Source organism: Pseudoalteromonas shioyasakiensis, from assembly GCF_022398475.1.
Lineage (GTDB): Bacteria > Pseudomonadota > Gammaproteobacteria > Enterobacterales > Alteromonadaceae > Pseudoalteromonas.
In genome coordinates this window covers 23,584-42,234 of record NZ_JAKEVM010000022.1, presented here as the reverse complement: position 1 = coordinate 42,234, position 18,651 = coordinate 23,584, and the positions used below count along the sequence as shown (strand labels likewise).

The window sequence follows — 18,651 nt, the reverse complement described above, 5'->3', positions numbered from 1 at the left end:
GTTGTATAACTTATTTCTTAGGCTGGCATTATTAGTATTAATTAAAACACATTTTAAGCTTCAACTTTAAAGCACATACCGTCACCAGAGGACCATACCTTAGTGCTTTCATCATAGCTTAAGTGTATGTCATCACCATCATTTACCAAGATATCAATAGTCTTCTTATCAGGTGATAGCACTATAGTCTTTAGTTGCCTTTTAAGGTGCTGGTGGAGCTTCAAACGTTCAGATTGCTCATTGATATTTGCAGTTAGCTCCGTAATATCTAAGGACTCATCACGGATTACTTTCTTTGCCTGTATATCTTCTAACTCTCTAGTTATTTCACTGATACGAAGCTCTTTCTGACGGATAGCTTTGCTAATGTAAGCACTAAAGCCATTCTCATCTATATCTTGGATGAGTTCATCGATCTGTTTCTGTAAGGTTATTAACTCTCCTTCAAGGCTCATCTCTTTAGAGTTATCTTCAGGCTTCTTAGCGTAAGGTGTGAGTAGCTTTTGAAGGGCAATAAGGATTACCCATTGAGTATAGTAGTAACGATGGCTCACGTACTTACAGCCACCACCATGCCTCGCTAAGCTACATACTAAGTAGTAACCGCCCTTAGGGGAGCTCCCTTTATTTACGAATTGAACAGATGAACCACACTTGCATGATATAAAACCAGAGAATATGTTCCTAGTGATCCCCTTTTTGATTGACCCAGTGCTTCCTATACGTCTGCTTTTGATACCTGCTTGGGATTTGTACCACAGGTCCTCATCTATAATCGCTGGATAGTAGTCTTTAATGACTTCACCAGTTGCTTCACGTTGACCTAGCGAGTTCGTAATGTGGGGATGGTATTCACCTAGGACAGTTCGACCGTTAAGAAGTTTAGTTATATAAGACAAATGCCACTTTGTTGCCCTAGAGCCAATAGGAGAAATTCCCTCATCGTTTAATCTTCTAACGATAGCTGCTCTACCATAGCCTTCAGCGGACAGTAGAAATATGTATTTAACTATGAGTGCTTTCTCTTGTGAGACTAGTATCTCTTTTCTATCATCACTGTAGTAAAGCCATGCTGGTAGGGGAGAGCCCATAGGTTCAGAAATGGCTCTACTTTGCTTTTTATGCCATGCATCGCCTACACGCTTACTCTTTGTAGCTGATTCCTCATGAGCTCGACTCATAGACACTAGGGAAATCATGAGGGATTGCATATCCATTTCACCCTTTTTATAAACCTGTTTGTCCATTAGGGTGACGACTGTTATGCCTAGATCGATTATGTTCATTAGAAGCATTAGAGAGGTTTCAACAGGCTGTCTACTCATACGGTCAAAACTTTCAATGAGTAAGTAACTGCCTTTCTCGATGACACCATCTTTTACTGCCTCAATAAACCTTCCAAGCTCACCGTCTGATGAGTTTTTACCTTTGTAACCACTAACGCCTAGGTCTCTAAATGATAAGCCTTGTAGAGCTAACCCGTTGCTATCTGCATATGCTTTAGCATTTTCTAATTGGCGTTTAAGGCTTCTGCCTTCAATTTGTCCTTTTGTACTGAAACGAATGTAACTATATGCCTTTTTCATAACGATTTTCTGTTGAAGTAAAAAACATGGGTCTATTATATCATCATAAACTGTTTCTTGGCCCTCCAGGTACTGGCAAGTCAATGCTTGCCCAACGTATGCCTACGATTATGCCAACCATGTCGGATGATGAAGCAATTAGCACCGCCGCGCTATATTCGATAATTGGTCAGTCGGTTGATTTATCTAATTGGCGTGAACGCCCCTTCAGAAATCCACATCATACTTGCTCTGCTGTGGCCCTTGTTGGTGGCTCTTCGAACCCTAAGCCGGGAGAAATTTCTCTTGCTCATAATGGTGTACTGTTTTTAGACGAGCTGCCTGAATTTGAGAGAAAAGTGCTCGATTCACTGCGTGAACCAATGGAAACGGGCGTGGTGACTATATCGCGAGCGGCGCGACAAATGGAATTTCCATCGCAATTCCAGCTGATCGCCGCATTAAACCCTAGCCCCACAGGAAGCCATACAGATAAGCGTGCAACGCCTGATCAAGTATTGCGGTATTTATCTCGAGTATCTGGACCATTTATCGATAGGATTGATCTACAAATTGAGCTGCCGCGACTCACCAGTAGCCAATTACAGAGCACGCAAGTAGAAGAGAGCAGTGAACAAGTAAGAGCCAGAGTTGAAAGAGCTTATGCAATTCAACTTAACCGGCAAGGCAAAGTGAATGCGCGCTTGAATAATAAAGAAATGAGCATTCATTGTGAGTTGGCAGCTGCTGAGCTGCAGTTTTTAGCAAAAGCCAGCGAAAAACTGGCTTTATCACCACGCTCATATCATCGTGTTATTAAAGTTGCGCGTACCATTAGCGACTTGAAAGCACAGCCAGCAATTACCTTAAATGAATTAAAAGAGGCGCTGAATTATCGCGCCTTTGAGCGGTTAATTAGTCAATTAACGCAGTATTAGATAACTTGCTAAATAGAGAGCATGTAACCTTTGCCGCGAACGGTAACGATACGTTTTTGGTCTTTTTCATCGCTTAATTTTTTACGTAAGCGGCCAATAAGTACATCAACGGTACGATCGCTTGGGCTCCAGTCAGGTTGACCTATTTCTTCGGAAATTTTTTCACGTGATGTCGCTTTACCTGCATTTGCAATAAGGCAAATAAGTACCTTGTGCTCTGCTTCGGTGAGACGAGACTCTTCACCATTAGGGGTCACTAATGTGCGGTTATCTGGGTGCAGTTTAAAGTCGGCATATTCAATAAACTCTTCACTCTCATCATCTTGCTGAGAGCCTTTTATGCGCTTAAAAAGGGCGCGCATTCTTAGTTCAAGTTCAAGTAAGTCAACCGGCTTGCAAATATAGTCATCGGCACCTTGTGCAAGGCCTGCAATACGGTCAGCTTGCGAGTCACGACTAGACAGCACAATAACACCAATATCTGTTAGTGCATTAAGTTCTTTGGCAAGCAAAAGCCCATCGCGTTTTGGTAACACAATGTCGATAACGGCTAGAGAAATAGCTTCTTTTGATGAAGCACGCGATTGCACAATGCTTAATGCATCGGCCCCCGTTGAATCTACCTCAATATTAAACTCAGTTTCTTTAAAATGATTAAGAATGCGTTTAACGAGTAGTTCGTCGTCTTCAACCAATAAAACTTGAATAGTCATTCGCTTTAATTTCACACTTGATTTGTTGTTATGTTAGCACTGTATGGCAAAGGCTGAGAAGTGTATTGGCGAGGTTTGTAACTATTTCTTACAATTTAATGGCTTAGCTGTAGTTGAAAAGGGTGAAAGCTGAGCACTCGCAAAGTACTCAGCCAAGTGATTAATCTACTTTTCAGGATAAAGATATTGCCACCATTGTGGCTGATCTTTTAAGTTTTTATCGAAATAAGCCAACATGGTATTCCACCAGTCGAAGCGTTTATCTCGAGCAAAAATTTGGTGATCTGCACCTTTGTACTCAATCAGGTCAACATCTTTACCTAATAACTTTAATGCCGTGTACATATTGTGGCTTTCACCAACCGGTACGTTGGTATCCGAATCACCATGAAGGAGTAATAGCGGCGTTGCTACTTTGTCAGCATGAAACACCGGGCTGTGTTGGCTATAAAGTGTAGGATTGTTCCACGGGTAGCTATTTTTAGATGCCTCAGCTGAGTATAAGTAACCCCACCAACCTTGGCCCCAGTACGAGGTGATATTTGAAATTCCAGCATGAGCAATCGATGCACTGAACATATCTGTTTTAGTTGCGAGTAGCATGGTCATAAAGCCACCGTAAGAGGCTCCTAAATTACCTACACGCTTACTATCTACAAAGCTATATTTATCTAAAAAGGCTTTTGTGCCGTCGATGATGTCGTTGGCGGTGTATTCGCCCCATGCGTTGACGTGTTTAGCCGAGAACTCTTGGCCAAAGCCGGTTGCGCCAGTAGGTTGTACAACGTAAACAACATAACCATGCTCAGCCCAAAGGTTAAATGGGTAGCGACCGGTAAAACCACGAGTTACTGGCGATGTACCGCCATAATAATAAACCAGCGCAGGATATTGTTTATTGCTATCTAAATCATGCGGTAAATAAACGCGACCCTTAATTTCAATGCCATCCTTATTAGTAAAGTTAAACTCTTCCAATGAGGCTACTTGCGTATTTTCATAGCCAATTGGCTTAGAGTCCCACACAGTTTTAGCGCGGCTCTTACCTAAGCTTAGTTGCTTTAACTGCTGAGGTGTTGACGCTGTGGTACCGGTAACCAAAATGCGCGGGGTACGTTCGTGTGAATAGCTAACTTGCTCAACAACATCAAAGCCCGTATTCACTTTATTAAAACGCTTTTTGCTTAAGTCGAATTGATAAAGTTGTACAGTATCTTGCTCGGTAACTTTAATCAGTGCATCACCGTTTTTAAGTACGTTTAACTGCCCGATAGCCGGGTTAAACTCTTTACTTAAAGCGGTTGCTTTTTTACCGTCACGGCTGAGTAAATAAAGTTGGCCATCATAGTTATTAGCAAGCATCCCTTCAGGAAGATTACGACCTAAGCCATTATTAAAATCTGGTCCGGCAGTGACATAAATTCCGTCGTCAGTATATTTAGCCTGATTAAATGTTTTGTATTGACCAAGTACCGTAAGAGCCGATGAAGCTAAGTTTAGCTCAACAAGTTCTGTTGCTGGCTGTGGTGAGAGTTGCATAGCTTGTGCTGAGCGGCTCATTAAGACGTGACCGCTTTTAGCGTCAAAATCTTCAAGTGAATGGCTAAGTGGTCCTTGGCTTAAGGTTTTGCTTAGACCTGTTGATATATCGAGTAAATAGACTTGCGATGTAGTACGAGCATAAGACCAACGGTCTTGCAGGCCTTGGTAATGCTTAGTGAGCTTGCCATTATCTGTTGGAGACTTTGACCAACTAAAAATTAAGCTGTTGTTATCAAAAAACTGAAAGCCATTTGCCCCAGAGAGGTTTTTAGCAATGACGCTAAGTTGCATGGTTTTTAGGTTTAAACGTTTAAGCTCGCCATTTAATAAATACACTAAACTTTTGCTATCTGGGCTCCAAGTAATGTTACTTGGTTGGGCTGACTCAAAGCGATAAAGTGTATTGTTTTTTTCGTCTTTAAGTTCAGTAACATATTGCGCTTGATTAGCGGTTGCATCTTCGTAATGACGTTGGCTAGTAATGAAGAAATCGCCATTTGGTGCCATTGAAATATAACTGACCGTTGGCGCATCAAATAATTGTTTAGCAGACAAACCGTGTTGTTGTTTAGCACTAAATTGCACAGCGTCTAGTTCTGACTTAGCCGTAAAATCAAGCTCAACCTCATTCCAGTTGGCTACTTGCTCAGTGATGATAACAAACTGATGATCGCCTTGGCTTAAAGCTAGCTCATAGCTTTTATTTTTTTCTGTTTGCTTTTCACCATCAATAAATAGCTGTGCGTTTTCAATGCCTTTAAGTGTTAATGAGCCTTGGCTAAAACGCTCTGTCGAGGCGGTAAATTTGAGTGCTTGCAAACCACCAAGTGTTAGCGCGCTCACTTTGTCGAATGATTGCCAGTCAAGCTCATTACCAAAAACGCGTATGCTATCGGTGCTTTTTTGCAAGCTAGGTAATAGGTTAGCAATAATGGCATCGCGATGATCCGTTTGATATGGTTTAAGTTGCATATCTTCGCCAAGAGGGCCAATAAATTGCACCGCTGATTTATCAATGACATCGGCCATCGCTGTATTACTTAACGCACATAACGCTAATGCACTGAATGTTGTTTTTAGCTTGGCTGATTGGTTTAGCCAAGTAGTTGAAAGTGTCATAGTTTCGCCTGTTGAAGGTAATTTAAACCAATATAGCACGCTGCAAATTACCCAAAAAGTGCTCTGCGTTAGATTGCAGTCGGGTTTGAGCTTGTGGTTTTCAATTGCTATGGTGAGCAGGTTAACTTTTTAAGAGGGCTTACAGTGACATTGTTACTTGTTTATATGTTTGTTGCCATTGCGGTTTCGTTTTTGTGCTCAGTGATGGAGGCGGTACTGTTAAGTATTACGCCCAGTTATGTTGCCATGCTCAGAAAGCAGCAACCGCAGTTAGCAAAACGTGTTGGTAAGCTTAAAGACAATATAGACCAACCTTTAGCTGCAATACTCACGTTAAATACCATAGCGCACACAGCAGGTGCCGCTGGCGTTGGCGCACAAGCTGCAGTGGTGTTCTCTGATGCTGCGGTTGGTGTTGCTTCTGCAATTATGACGCTATTGGTACTAGTGCTCTCTGAAATTATCCCTAAAACATTAGGGGCTAATTATTGGCGAGGATTAACACCCATTGTTAGTGTGAGCCTAATTTGGTTGGTGTTTATTCTAAAACCTTTCGTATGGTTTGCTGATATTCTAACGCGCTTTTTAGGGCGTAATTATGATGAAGCCTACTATATTCGCCAAGAAATTGAAGCCATGGCTGATATTGGTACTGAGTCTGGAGCGCTTGGGCAAGATGAATCTGAAATCATACGCAGCTTGCTGCATTTTCGTCATGCCAAACTCGATACCTTAATGACACCACGTACGGTGCTTTTTAAAGTACATAAAGATTTAACCGTAAACCAATACTTGGCGGAGCATGGTTCTTCTTCGTTCTCTAGAGTATTGGTTTATGACAAAAATGGTGATGATATTATTGGTTTTGTGCATAAAAATGACATTATGCTGGCTTATCACCGTCTGGGTGAAGACTATAAAATTAGCAAGCTTGTTAAGCCTATTTACACCGTACCAGAAACCTTGCATGTGCCGACCTTACTCGAAACCTTACTATCTGAGCGCACGCATATTTGTTTAGTCGTGGATGAATATGGTGATGTACAAGGTATTGTCACTCTTGAAGATTTAATTGAAGCATTAATGGGGCTCGAAATTGTTGATGAACATGATCAATCAGCCAATATGCAAAAAGTCGCCAAACAGCGTTGGCGACAACGTTTAGCATCGAGTAATACCATCGTTAGTGACGATAAGCGTAAACCTTAGCGGCGATGTCCTGCTGCAGTTTTTACCATTTGCCGCCATGAAAGTGACCAATTTAAAAAGTCTTCTTTGGCTTTCGGGCGGCACAGCAAAAAGCCCTGCATTAAAATAAACTCTTTGTAGCGGTCGAGGTATTCAAGCTCTTCCACGCGTTCAATGCCTTCGGCCACAATAGCAAGATCTTCTTGTATCGCTATATTCACCAAGCTGCTAACAATCACTTGGGAAAACTGATCGGTTTCAATATTGCTAATCAAGGTGCGATCGATCTTAATTTCGGTAAACGGTAGTGTTTTTAGCTGCTGAACATTGGTAAATCCTGTACCAAAATCATCAAGTGAAATACCAAAACCGCGCATTCGTAAACGGTTGAGTGTTTCGAGTTGTGCAGTGCTGCGTAGAGCATACTGTTCGGTAATTTCTAAAATAACTTCACTGGGTGTTAGGTTGTTAAGGTGCAGTATTAAAGCCAGTTTATCTGGGCAGCTTAAGTCCTCGAGCTGCGAAGGAGATAAGTTAAACGCCAGTTTTAAGTTAGGATCAAACTGCTCTTTGATTTCTGCAAAATCGTTAGTGGCTTTTTCAAACAATTGAAAAGTAATAAGGTTTATTAAATCTAGGTCTTCAGCGATACAAATGAAGCGCTCCGGTAAGATAATTTCATCTGCTTGGCTTGTGTTGATACGGGCAAGCACCTCAATACTTTCAACCCGATTATCGTGGCGATTTATCTTAGGTTGATAAAACGGAATAATTTCATTATGACTGATGGCATGTAGTAGCAGTGACTCAGAAATAGGGGTTTTTGTACGCTCAACATGAATAGCAAAGTGCTCAAGCTTTTGCAGTAGTAAATACACTTGATTGAGTTGCACTGGTTTAGTGACGTTACCAATTAAGTGAGCGTTATGTTTACGAGCAAGGTCTGCTGCAAGGTCTATAACTTTAGGATCCATCTCAGAAATAATGGCAATTGCACCTTGGTATTTCATAGCGCCTAAGTGACGAATAAGCTCCATACCATCCATATCTGGCATATTGAGGTCGGTAAAAATAGCATCAAAGAATCGAGGTGCTTTTTTAATTTTTTCTAAAGCTTCTTCTGCACTTAGGCAGGTTGTGATGTGCGGAACCTCAAGCTCATTCAAAATGGCATGCATAACAATCAGGATGGCTTTTGAGTCATCCACTACGAGAATGTGTCTATTTGACTTCACCATATTCACTCCATGAACAAGAACGCTATAGTTAAAAGTAGTAGATAAACGGTGTTTCGTCATGTTTTTTGCTTGTTTTGTGGTGCGAAAAGTATACCTCCTTGTACCTAAAGGAAATTCGTAATTTTGTAAGGCCTCAGTATAATAGCCGCACTTTTTATTCGTATTTATAAGAACTATGGTCAGACTTCAGCTGAGCCTCGCAGACGAAACCTTTATTTTGCATTTAAACGGCTCACAGTTAATTCAGCTTTTTCATCAACAACAAGCAATTGCCTTCGATAATCCAGAGTCAGAACTTTATGAGTTTGATTTTCAGGGGCAGCGTATTGGCCTTGATACCAGTAAAGTGCAGGAAAAAAGCTTAGCAATCTTTGTTAACCAGCAGCAGGTGAGCCAACTTGCTTTACCTGAGTTACAAGAAGCTGAACCAAAACGCGGCATTATTGGTTTGCTGGCACTGGGCTTTAAATTATTCAAAAGTGCAAAAGTCGTGAAAGCGGCTTTAGCGGGTGCTTCGGTGGCAGGCTATGCGTGGTTATTCTCAATCGAGTTTGCCTTGATGCTAATTGCTTGCTTGGTGGTGCATGAATATGGTCATGTGCGCGCTATGAAATATTTTGGCATTAAAACTAAAGGTATTTACCTTATTCCCTTTGTCGGTGGTTTGGCTGTTTCTGATGATAAAATTACCACGCGATGGCAAGATGTGGTGATCTCACTCATGGGGCCCGCTTTTGGCTTAATTACCTCAGTGCTGGGAGTGGTGCTTTACTACGCCACAGAAATGGAAATATTCGCCGGTGTGGCAGTACTTAGTGCACTGTTAAACCTATTTAACTTGTTACCTATTCTGCCCTTAGATGGCGGCCATGTACTTAAAAGCATTAGTTTTTCGATGCGTTCATGGATAGGCCTTAGTGTGTGTTTATTAGGCGTGTTATTTGGCTTGTGGTTAAGCTATACCTTCGGCTTGATGCTACTGGTGTTTTTCTTATTTGTAGGAGCACTTGAGATTATCTTTGAGTGGCGCGGACGTCACTACTCACACCTCATCCCTCTCGATACTTATGGACAAGGTTTTTCAGCGGTAATGTACGCACTGGTTGTTGCAGGTCATGTTGCAGTAATGATGCATTTTGCTGACTCAGAAAGCCCAATCCTCAGCTTGCCAATGAAGATTTTAGCAAGTTAGCATGCACCGCCAGATATTAGGAAGTGTTTTTAACACTTCCTAATATCGTGTTAAGGGTAAAAACTCAGTATTAACGATATAAACACGCCGGTGATGATCAGCTGCACAAGACAAAAGCCCATGATGTCTTTGGCTTTTAAGCCGGCAATAGCAAGTACGGGGAGTGCCCAGAACGGCTGAATAAGGTTAGTCCAAGCATCGCCCCATGCGACAGCCATAGCCACCCGTGGCATATCCGCGCCAAGTGTTTGTGCTGCAGGAATGACAATCGGCGCTTGCACTGCCCATTGGCCGCCGCCTGACGGCACAAAAATATTCACAAACCCTGCACTTAAAAAGCTCCAAAATGGCAGCGTTTCGGCTGTTGCAATGGCAATAAATCCTTCCGATATTTGTTGAGCAAGTCCCGTTTTTACCATAATGGCCATGATCCCCGCATAAAAGGGAAATTGAATCACAATACCAGCGCCACTAGGGATTGCTTGCTGTAAGCTGCTAAGTAAATTATGCGGCGTTTGATGCAGTAAAATTGCGCTAAATAAGAAAATAGCGATCACGCTATTTAAGTTTAAGCCGCCTCCGTTTAACACAAAATAATAGAATAAATAGGCAAGACCAACAGCACCTATCCCCATACCTAGCAAACGGCTATGTTCAATTACTTCGGCGGGGCGGGTAGGCGTATCTGCTTGCTGCGATTCATCTTCAAGCTTTGCGGGGTCAACATAAACACTGTCTTTTTCGCTTGGCAACATATAGCGATTTACCAGCGGCATGACGATAAACAAGCCCACAACAATAGCGATATTAAATGCCGAAAAAATCGTGTTTTCGGTGCCTATTACCCCAATACTTTGCTCTGCAAAGTGGCCATCGGTTGCGATTGTCAGCGGCACTGAACCGGCTAAGCCGCCATGCCAAACAATAAAACCCGAATAGGCACTGGCCACTAACAAACGGTAATCAACGCGGGTATGTTTCGCAATTGCTTTGGCGAACAAAGCGCCAATCACTAAACCAAAGCCCCAATTTAGCCAGCTTGCTAATAAAGACACGATTGTAACGAGTATGATCGCTTTAGCAGGGCTGTTGGCAAGAGTCGCGAGTTTGTTGAGTATACTGCGCATTACCGGGGTGCTCGCTAGCATGTAGCCCGTTAGCAGCACTAGCAGCATTTGCATGGCAAATTGTAATAGGTTCCAAAATCCACCACCCCAAGCCGCGAGCACTTGCGTGGGCGTTGACGGCGTAAAGAGGCTCGCAACGATAAAGCTCAGCAAGGTGAGTAATATAACAAATACAAACGGGTCGGGTAGATAACGCTCTACTAGTTTAGTGAATGGTTTAGCAACGCGATTTAGCATAGTTTTTATTGTTGTCGTGGAATCGATAATGCCAATAAATCATGATTAACGATGATTGGCAAATTGCGACGTCGTTGCTTTAGCTTATGCCTTTAAAAACTGATGCTAAATGCGCTTACTGTGAATCTTGCTCTAGCACGGCTTTTAAGCGGGCTTGAACTTCTTCTACTAATAGTATTGGCTGGAATTTTGATAAGAAGGCATTACAGCCAACCTTCTCAACTAAAGCTTGGTTAAAGCTACCACTCAAAGATGTATTAAGCACAATATGTAGGTTCTTCATTCGGGTGTCGTTACGAATTTCGTGTGTTAAACGGTAGCCATCCATTGCTGGCATTTCAGCATCGGTGATCACCATGAGTAGCTCTTTCTCAACATCTTTGCCTTGATCAGCCCAGCCTTTTAGCATTTCGAGTGCTTCAAGTCCGTTACGAGCAGGTATGATTTCGATGCCAAGTTGCGACAAGGTATCGCTTACTTGCTTACGAGCAGTTGGCGAATCATCGGCGTGAAGAATTTTGCGGCCTGCAAACTCGTTCACGATGCTTTTATCTAGAATGTCTTCAGATATTTGAACTTCGTACTCAACGATTTCGGCGAGCACTTTTTCTACATCGATAATTTCAACCAGCTGCTCTTGGCCATCGCGTTTTACTTTAGTTAAGGCTGTTAGGTAATGATTTTTACCAATTGCAGTTGGTGGCGGCATAATATCTGACCATGTCATATTGATGATTTGATCAACTTTACCAATTAAAAAGCCTTGCACGGTACGATTGTATTCAGTGATAACGAGGTTTGTATCTTCGATGTGTTTAGCTTCAGGCATGTTTATCGCTTTGCGCAAATCAATCACCGGAATTGATTCGCCACGAATATTTACAACCCCAGAAACTTTAGGGTGGGCGTGGGGAATTTTGCTAATTTGCGGTAACTTCACCACTTCTTTAACTTTAAACACATTGAGAGCGAATAAGTGGCGACTGTGTAGGTAAAATAGTAAAAGCTCTAAGCGGTTTTCACCGACCAGTTGCGTACGCTTATCGACGGAAGCAAGAACACCTGACATATTTCACCCTAAACACCTAATACAGAGATAGTATAGTCTACTATCATTTTTCATCGACATGCATTAGTAATTTTCCATCAGTTGCCAAAGAGCAAGCATTACAGTACCGTATCGATAATTTCTTCCACTATAAATCGCAAGGATTATGCATCATATATTTAATCGTTTAGTGGTACTTATTCGCAGTCACATTGATCAAGTAAGTTGGCAGGCTGTGGTATTTACTACGCTTTTGCATATGCTACTTATTTGGTGGCTGCTTATGCTTGCAGGAGAGCAAGCGCTCACACCACTTAGTACTTATTTTTATTATTATGTAGTAACTACATCTACAGTTGGCTATGGCGATTTTAGCGCGAGCACTGAGCTTGGCCGTTGGATTGTCGCATTACTGCAAATACCTTTTGGTTTAGCATTATTTGGCGTTCTGTTAGGAAAAACAGGGCAAACAGTAACTTATTTAATTAGGCGCGCTATGACGGGTGATAAAAGCTTCGCACATATAAACAATCACATTATTATTTTTGGTTGGCATGATACACGTACTAAAAAGATGGTTGACTATATCTTGGCCGATCATAAACGCTTAGATCGTCGTATTTTATTGGCGGTTACTGAGCAAATGGAACATCCGTTTTTAGCAAATCCTATGGTTGATTTTGCTCGTCTAAGTAGCTTTACTGACTTAGATGAGTTGAAAAGAATTGCCATTGATCGCGCCGACAAAATTATTATTGATGGCCAAGACGATGACCAAACGTTTACAACAGCCCTGCGTATTAGCAAGTTGGTCAATGAACAGTGCCACATTAGCGCACACTTTACTGATGAAACTAAAATCGAAATGCTACATGAGCATTGCCACAATGTAGAATGTAGCAGTGCTAAGTCAGCCGAGATATTAGTGCGCTCAATGCAAGACCCAGGTTCAAGCCGTGTGCAAGAAGAGCTGTTATCGACACTACATGGGGATACTCAATTTAGTTTACCAATTCCAAAAGGCGTGCAAGCAATGGAGTTTGGCAAGCTGTTTCATCACTTTAAATATAGTCACGATGCTATACTGCTGGGTGTAGCACATAATTTGAGTGCAAAAAATATGGACTTAAACCCGCCACTTGATTATGTAGTAAGTGAGGGAGATATTTTGCATTATATTGCTGCGGAGCGTGTTTTGAGTGACGAAGTTGATTGGTCTGCGTTGGTATAGTACCAATCCGCAATAATACTTTTAATTAAGCGAATTGGTATTTATGAACGAAGTTGTGTTTTTAATTATTGTACTCAGTGCCTACATTTTACCTGTGGTCATTGTACTCAATAGTAAACGCACACAAGGCCACGAAAAGAATGCTTGGTTAATCGGTATCATCTTCTTTTCGTGGTTAGCTTTAGTAATGTATTTAACAATCATCCCTAAACACGGGCGGGTCAAAAAACACCGTAAAGTAAAACCTAAGGGTTAACTTACCTCAAGCTGACAGCAGCTGTATCATTTCAACTGTTTTAGTTTATGGTCTATCACAGGATCATCGGGTGAGAGTTGCTGAGCCACTTCTAAGACCTTAATTGCATCGTTTGGGTGCTCATCTTGATGTTTGATTGCAACATCAATCAGCGGTTGCACATCAATCGCATCTTTTTGCTCTTGCATGTGCTCGGCTTTTTCTTCAGCTAAAATTGTATGCGCGGTGCTCAGTAAGGCTAAACGATGTGGCGAACTCTTGTTTGCCTTATTTAGACGACGATAATAATCTTCTTTAAAGCGCAGCGTTTTGGTTTGCTGGCGGAATTGGGCTATATCAACTTGCTGGTGGCTAATAAAATCAACAGCAACATCTTTATAAAAACCAAACTTATTTAAATATGTTGCATGAACACTATGGCCCATACCAAACACGCGTAAGTGGGTTAGTTGTGGGTAACGTTTAGCATGAGCTCGGTCGATGCGATTCGTTGGGTCGTAAATAATATAACCCTTTGCATGGCCTAAATCTAAATCGTGGTAGTCACCGTTCCAATCAAATTTTTGCGCGATGTCGGTACTTGAACGGTCATCCCATGGCGCTTTTTCTTTGTTTTTTGTGCTAACTGGGTGAAAGAGTAAAACCTTGTCTAGCTTTAATAGATTGGCAAAGGCGCCAACGGCAAAGCCTCCTCGACTCAAACCATAACCTAATCGCTCTTTAAATCCACTAATCAGTGGTGCTAGCTGTTCAATAAAAAACAACAGATTACGGTGCCTAAACCAGTTGCTAATGCCTAAATGTTGAAAGGCGATGATATTCACATCTTGCTTTTTCGCGAGCTTATAAGCCCAAGGCGAAAAATCATCATTGATATCATGTTCTTGATAATTTGTTCCAGCAGGAGAGAAGGTAATTAGCAGGGGCTTATTGGCATCAATGATATGGTATTTCACATAAACATCACCGAGCAAATCACCACCAGTCATAGGAACAAGGCTTTGTTGCTCATCGCGTGGGAGATTGGTCCATTCCTCTAACCAATACAATAATTTCATACATCCCCCACGTTACCTCTAAAATAAAGGGGCAAAATTATAGCAAAAATAGCAGCTCATTAAAAATGGCCGCTAGTTTATATGCTTAGCCCTCGCTCATTGCGATGATCTGTTGCCAGTCATGTTCGGTGACAGGCATTACTGACAATCGACCACCTTTTTTAAGGGCGATTTCGGTAATTGACTCATTGGCTTTAATCGCCTGCAGGCTAACTAGCTTTTTAAGGTGTGATTGGTATTGCACATCGACTACAAACCAGCGCGGGTTATCAGCAGTTGCTTTAGCATCGTAGTAATCGCTATTTAAATCAAACTGTGTTGGGTCGGCATAAGCTTCGCGAGTCACCGTAGCGATACCTGCAACACCCACCTGTTTGCAACTTGAATGATAAATCATCACCAAGTCACCTTGCTTGATACCATCGCGCAGAAAGTTGCGGGCTTGATAATTACGCACGCCATCCCACATAGAGGTTTGCTCAGGTGCGTTTTTTAGATCATCAATTGAAAATGCATCGGGTTCGGTTTTAAAAAGCCAATAAGCCATAATGAGGTGCTCTTACAAAGATTTACTTCCAATTAGTCTATAGTATCATTAAACGCTTGTCGGGATTGAGGATAAATAAATGAGCCAAGTATTAGATGACCTACTGTCATTAATGTCGTTAGAAGAGATTGAGCAAGGCTTGTATCGCGGGCAAAGCCAAGATTTAGGATTTAGAGCTGTATTCGGTGGCCAAGTAATGGGCCAAGCTCTATCTGCCGCAAAAGAAACATTACCACAAGGGCGTATTGTTCACTCTTTACACTCTTACTTTTTGCGCCCAGGTGATGCTGCAAAGCCGATTGTCTATGATGTAGAGAATATCCGTGATGGTAAAAGTTTTAGTACTCGCCGTGTAAAAGCAATTCAATATGGTAAGCCGATTTTTTACATGACCGCTTCTTTCCAAGGTGAAGAAGAGGGCTTATCACATCAAGCGCAGATGCCTGATGTCCCTCAGCCTGAAGAATTAAAGTCATCGCTTGAGTTTTACCAAGCAAATGCAGAGCTTATTCCTGAACCAATTCGAAATAAGTTCATCCGTGAAGTGCCAATTGAAATGCGTCCTGTGACTTTTCATAACCCATTCAAACCACAAGTAATGGAGCCCGTTAAGCATATTTGGTTTAAAGCTAATGGCGAGATGCCTGACGATCAGCGCATTCATAATTACTTACTTGCGTACGCATCTGACTTTGAGTTTTTACCAACTGCATTACAGCCGCACGGCGTATCTTTTATGCAGCCGAATATGCAGGTTGCAACGATTGACCATGCAATGTGGTTTCACCGCCCGTTTAGACTAGACGATTGGATTTTATATTCGATTGATAGCCCAAGTGCGAGCTCTGGTCGTGGTTTGGTGCGAGGTCAGTTCTTTGACCGTCAAGGCAATTTGGTTGCCTCAACGATCCAAGAAGGGGTCATGCGTCAGCGTTAATCTTTTATGTGCTGAGCTTGGCTTTGCACTATATCGTCAATTGACTGCCAGACCCGTGCTGGCAGCAATGCTTTAAGATATAAATACACTTCACACAGCTCATTGCTGCCCGTTAAGCCTTGCTCTGTTTCGGTAATTAGCTTTTGCTCTCGCAAGCTTGAAATAAAACCAATAAGTACTTTTTTGTCGAAGAACTCAGGGGTTTTAATGCCGTGCAAGGTGCCTAAGCGCTCTGCTAACACTTGGCTTTCATGTTCAAGTTCTTCACGCTCAATACCACTGCTAGTTTGAATAAAACCAACCACGATAGCGTAGCGTTGTAGTGTTAAGCTTAGGGCACGACCGAGCATTTCGAGTTTCGCTAAGCAGTCGTTGCTGTTAGTGATCTTGATATTATCGCCATCAATTTCAATCAGGTCTTGATCAACGAAGCTTGCGAGTACGCGAGTAATGTAGTTTTCATCTAACTCATGCAAGAACCACTCTTTGGCAAACAACGGGTAAAAACGTGCAATCAAGGCTTGGCAATCAGCCATGGTAGTTTGATGTGCTTTGAATAAATGCAGCGCCAATAAGCTCGGTACTGCAAATAAGTGCAACACGTTATTACGGTAGTAGTTGAACAGTGTTTTTTCTTTATCGTTAATCGCGATAATTTCGCCAAACTCGTCACTGATCACATCAAACTTATTAAGTTTAAGTGCATGCTCTAATAGCTGCTCGGCGTTTTCGTCTGGTGTGGTCACCTTTTCACTGTAGCTTGCGCTACGTTGTAAATGTAAATAAAACTCAAGCTGAGCAATCAGCTTAGGTTTACTTAGCGCGTGTTTATCATTTACCAGTAATATCATCGCAAGTAGATTCACTGCATTGAGTGCAGCGGCGCTATTAATATTAACCATTACCTTATCAGCGAGGTTAGCGACTTGTGGTCCAAGCCATTGTGGTTTCTGAACATCAGTTGGGTGAATCGACTCTCGCCAATCAGGTTGTTGATCATTGAGATATTGGTTTATCGATATAGGGTCGCCAAAGTTTAAATAACCACGACCATAGTTTTTAAGGTTTTTAATTGCCTTAAAGATACCTAATACCGACTCACCTTTTTTATCGTTACCGGCAAGCTCTTTTAAGTAAGTATTAATTTCCATTACGTGCTCATAACCAATGTATACAGGCACAATTGAAATAGGGCGGTCTATGCCACGTAACATGGCTTGTAATGTCATGGCGAGCATACCTGTTTTTGGCGGTAACAACCGACCAGTACGGCTACGACCACCTTCAGTGTAAAACTTTACTGAATAGCCTTTGATAAATAACTGGCTCAGGTACTCTTTAAATACTGACGAATACAATTTATTGCCCGCGAATGAGCGGCGAATAAAGAAAGCACCACTGCGACGGAAAATCCCTCCTGCCGGGAAGAAGTTTAAGTTAATACCCGCAGCGATATGTGGCGGAACTAACCCTAAATGGTAAATAGAATAGGTCAGCAATAAGTAATCCATATGCGATCGGTGACATGGCATATAGATAATTTCGTGGCCTTTATCTGTAAGCTCATGCACCTGCTCAGAAAACTTAATATCAATCCCATTATAAAGCTTATTCCACAGCCAAGTTAAAATACGGTCTGCAACACGAATGGTGGCATCGCTATAATTGGCGGCAATCTCATCAAGTAGCTTCAGCGCATTTTGGCGAGCTTGCTCTTGGCTGATGTTTTTTTCTTTCGCTTCTATTTGAATTGCTTTTTTTATTGTTGGTGAGGCAAGTAGCGAATTAAATAGCTGCTCACGTGATGGCATTTTCGGGCCTGTCGCTGCCAATTTTTGACGACGAAAGTGCACGCGGGCTACACGTAATAGTTTATGCGGTAGCTCATCAACCTCAGCTTTTTCATTGACCAATAACGATAAATCGAGCGGCTGACTAAAGCGAATAAAGTTATCGCGCCCAGAAAATAGCAACACAAAGAATTTACGAAACCAGCTAGGTGTTAATGAATGAGACACCAAAGTACCTAAACCTGGCTTTTCTTTACCCGGATTACGACCCCATAAAATCGTCACCGGGATCACTTGGACGTTTTTCTCACCTGATTGCATCAGGTGGTCAATAATTTGTTTGCCTTGCTGCAGGGCATTGCTTGGTTTGCTTTTATTACCAAATAGCGGTGGTGGGTTTTGAATACCGATAAAGCGATCAAGTTCTGCATTACCTAATAACTGCTCTTCGGTCGGGTTAGGTAAGCCGTATTTTTTACATACCCTTGCCAGTGCAGCTAAATCAGAGCGTGCATTTAGCCTAACAATATAAAAAGTAGGGTTGGCTGGGTTTAGGTTGTATTGTTCAATCGGATTCTCTGGCAACACCTTACTTTTTACAAACAAGCGGTTCATACCGGCAGAAATGAAATTTAAACAACGATTAATGATACGCATCAACTCACCAAAGTTATTAGTAGATATTAAATAGACCGAGTCCGGTCAAAAATAAGCGGCATAGAATAACAATTATTAACTGGACTGACCATTTAAAAGCGATTTTCTAGCCTCTTTACTCGCACAAGTATAATTTAAAGACGCTAATGTTATTGATAAAGTTCGAAAATTAAACAAAATTTAATTTAGACCTTTGAGATTTTCAAAATAGTTGTTGCATTTATCACCAATCTATCTATAATACGCAGGCTTTCAAAATTCCCTCGGG

At 41.8% G+C, this 18,651-nt stretch carries 14 protein-coding genes and 1 pseudogene; 6 read left to right on the top strand and 9 right to left on the bottom strand.

The window, feature by feature from the left end; all coding sequences use genetic code 11:
* Positions 1-53: 53 nt before the first annotated feature.
* Positions 54-1,586 (bottom strand): recombinase family protein, encoded by a 1,533-nt coding sequence (locus L1D51_RS06535; RefSeq protein ID WP_239963229.1) that lies wholly within the window; start codon positions 1,584-1,586, stop codon positions 54-56.
* Between the two features lie 41 nt (positions 1,587-1,627).
* Between L1D51_RS06535 and L1D51_RS06530 the strand changes: the two are divergent.
* Positions 1,628-2,503 (top strand): annotated as a pseudogene (locus L1D51_RS06530) (YifB family Mg chelatase-like AAA ATPase); the annotation flags it as partial.
* Positions 2,504-2,511: 8 nt separating this feature from the next.
* On the opposite strand, the gene L1D51_RS06525 reads toward L1D51_RS06530, so the two are convergent.
* Positions 2,512-3,216 (bottom strand): response regulator transcription factor, encoded by a 705-nt coding sequence (locus tag L1D51_RS06525; RefSeq protein WP_054563933.1) that lies wholly within the window; start codon positions 3,214-3,216, stop codon positions 2,512-2,514.
* 165 nt (positions 3,217-3,381) lie between these two features.
* Complete coding sequence (locus L1D51_RS06520; RefSeq protein ID WP_239963228.1) at positions 3,382-5,877, bottom strand: alpha/beta hydrolase family protein; 2,496 nt, start codon at positions 5,875-5,877, stop codon at positions 3,382-3,384.
* A 144-nt stretch (positions 5,878-6,021) separates the two neighbouring features.
* On the opposite strand from L1D51_RS06520, the gene L1D51_RS06515 reads away from it, so the two are divergent.
* Positions 6,022-7,086, top strand: a complete 1,065-nt coding sequence (locus L1D51_RS06515) for a hemolysin family protein (protein ID WP_054563948.1) — start codon at positions 6,022-6,024, stop codon at positions 7,084-7,086.
* Here L1D51_RS06515 and L1D51_RS06510 read toward each other — a convergent pair.
* Positions 7,083-8,303, bottom strand: coding sequence for an EAL domain-containing response regulator (locus L1D51_RS06510; protein ID WP_054563931.1), 1,221 nt, complete (start codon positions 8,301-8,303; stop codon positions 7,083-7,085). The genes L1D51_RS06515 and L1D51_RS06510 overlap by 4 nt on opposite strands.
* A gap of 175 nt (positions 8,304-8,478) precedes the next feature.
* Between L1D51_RS06510 and L1D51_RS06505 the strand changes: the two genes are divergently transcribed.
* Complete coding sequence (locus L1D51_RS06505; RefSeq protein ID WP_055021751.1) at positions 8,479-9,495, top strand: metalloprotease; 1,017 nt, start codon at positions 8,479-8,481, stop codon at positions 9,493-9,495.
* A 50-nt stretch (positions 9,496-9,545) separates the two neighbouring features.
* Here L1D51_RS06505 and L1D51_RS06500 read toward each other — a convergent pair whose 3' ends face one another.
* Both L1D51_RS06500 and L1D51_RS06495 read right to left on the bottom strand, forming a co-directional pair.
* Positions 9,546-10,859, bottom strand: coding sequence for a short-chain fatty acid transporter (locus L1D51_RS06500; protein ID WP_239963227.1), 1,314 nt, complete (start codon positions 10,857-10,859; stop codon positions 9,546-9,548).
* Between the two features lie 115 nt (positions 10,860-10,974).
* Entirely contained in the window at positions 10,975-11,928 is a 954-nt protein-coding gene (locus L1D51_RS06495) for a chemotaxis protein CheV (protein ID WP_239963226.1), read from the bottom strand.
* A 145-nt stretch (positions 11,929-12,073) separates the two neighbouring features.
* Here L1D51_RS06495 and L1D51_RS06490 point away from each other — a divergent pair, with 145 nt between their 5' ends.
* Entirely contained in the window at positions 12,074-13,138 is a 1,065-nt protein-coding gene (locus L1D51_RS06490; protein ID WP_054563927.1) for a potassium channel family protein, read from the top strand.
* A 43-nt stretch (positions 13,139-13,181) separates the two neighbouring features.
* The gene (locus L1D51_RS06485; protein ID WP_054563926.1) at positions 13,182-13,394 is read left to right on the top strand and encodes a hypothetical protein; all 213 of its coding nucleotides are present in this window, start codon (positions 13,182-13,184) and stop codon (positions 13,392-13,394) included.
* Positions 13,395-13,420: 26 nt separating this feature from the next.
* Here the strand turns inward: L1D51_RS06485 and L1D51_RS06480 are convergent, their stop codons facing one another.
* Together L1D51_RS06480 and L1D51_RS06475 are read right to left on the bottom strand one after the other, a co-directional pair.
* Positions 13,421-14,452 (bottom strand): cytosolic protein, encoded by a 1,032-nt coding sequence (locus L1D51_RS06480; protein ID WP_239963225.1) that lies wholly within the window; start codon positions 14,450-14,452, stop codon positions 13,421-13,423.
* A gap of 85 nt (positions 14,453-14,537) precedes the next feature.
* Positions 14,538-14,999, bottom strand: a complete 462-nt coding sequence (locus L1D51_RS06475) for an EVE domain-containing protein (RefSeq protein ID WP_054563924.1) — start codon at positions 14,997-14,999, stop codon at positions 14,538-14,540.
* A gap of 79 nt (positions 15,000-15,078) precedes the next feature.
* Here L1D51_RS06475 and tesB point away from each other — a divergent pair, with 79 nt between their 5' ends.
* A complete protein-coding gene (gene tesB, locus L1D51_RS06470; protein WP_054552365.1) occupies positions 15,079-15,936 on the top strand; it encodes an acyl-CoA thioesterase II in 858 nt (285 codons plus the stop codon).
* Here the strand turns inward: tesB and plsB are convergent.
* Entirely contained in the window at positions 15,933-18,383 is a 2,451-nt protein-coding gene (gene plsB, locus L1D51_RS06465) for a glycerol-3-phosphate 1-O-acyltransferase PlsB (RefSeq protein ID WP_239963224.1), read from the bottom strand. The two genes, tesB and plsB, sit on opposite strands and share 4 nt — an antisense overlap.
* Positions 18,384-18,651: the final 268 nt, after the last annotated feature.

What these genes read in the sequence shown, in the direction of transcription:
- L1D51_RS06535 (WP_239963229.1), bottom strand. Translation starts at nt 1,586, where the DNA reads ATGAAAAAGGCATATAGTTACATTCGTTTCAGTACAAAAGGACAAATT.
- L1D51_RS06525 (WP_054563933.1), bottom strand. Translation starts at nt 3,216, where the DNA reads ATGACTATTCAAGTTTTATTGGTTGAAGACGACGAACTACTCGTTAAA.
- L1D51_RS06520 (WP_239963228.1), bottom strand. Translation starts at nt 5,877, where the DNA reads ATGACACTTTCAACTACTTGGCTAAACCAATCAGCCAAGCTAAAAACA.
- L1D51_RS06510 (WP_054563931.1), bottom strand. Translation starts at nt 8,303, where the DNA reads ATGGTGAAGTCAAATAGACACATTCTCGTAGTGGATGACTCAAAAGCC.
- L1D51_RS06505 (WP_055021751.1), top strand. Translation starts at nt 8,479, where the DNA reads ATGGTCAGACTTCAGCTGAGCCTCGCAGACGAAACCTTTATTTTGCAT.
- L1D51_RS06500 (WP_239963227.1), bottom strand. Translation starts at nt 10,859, where the DNA reads ATGCTAAATCGCGTTGCTAAACCATTCACTAAACTAGTAGAGCGTTAT.
- L1D51_RS06495 (WP_239963226.1), bottom strand. Translation starts at nt 11,928, where the DNA reads ATGTCAGGTGTTCTTGCTTCCGTCGATAAGCGTACGCAACTGGTCGGT.
- L1D51_RS06490 (WP_054563927.1), top strand. Translation starts at nt 12,074, where the DNA reads ATGCATCATATATTTAATCGTTTAGTGGTACTTATTCGCAGTCACATT.
- L1D51_RS06485 (WP_054563926.1), top strand. Translation starts at nt 13,182, where the DNA reads ATGAACGAAGTTGTGTTTTTAATTATTGTACTCAGTGCCTACATTTTA.
- L1D51_RS06480 (WP_239963225.1), bottom strand. Translation starts at nt 14,452, where the DNA reads ATGAAATTATTGTATTGGTTAGAGGAATGGACCAATCTCCCACGCGAT.
- L1D51_RS06475 (WP_054563924.1), bottom strand. Translation starts at nt 14,999, where the DNA reads ATGGCTTATTGGCTTTTTAAAACCGAACCCGATGCATTTTCAATTGAT.
- tesB (WP_054552365.1), top strand. Translation starts at nt 15,079, where the DNA reads ATGAGCCAAGTATTAGATGACCTACTGTCATTAATGTCGTTAGAAGAG.
- plsB (WP_239963224.1), bottom strand. Translation starts at nt 18,383, where the DNA reads ATGCGTATCATTAATCGTTGTTTAAATTTCATTTCTGCCGGTATGAAC.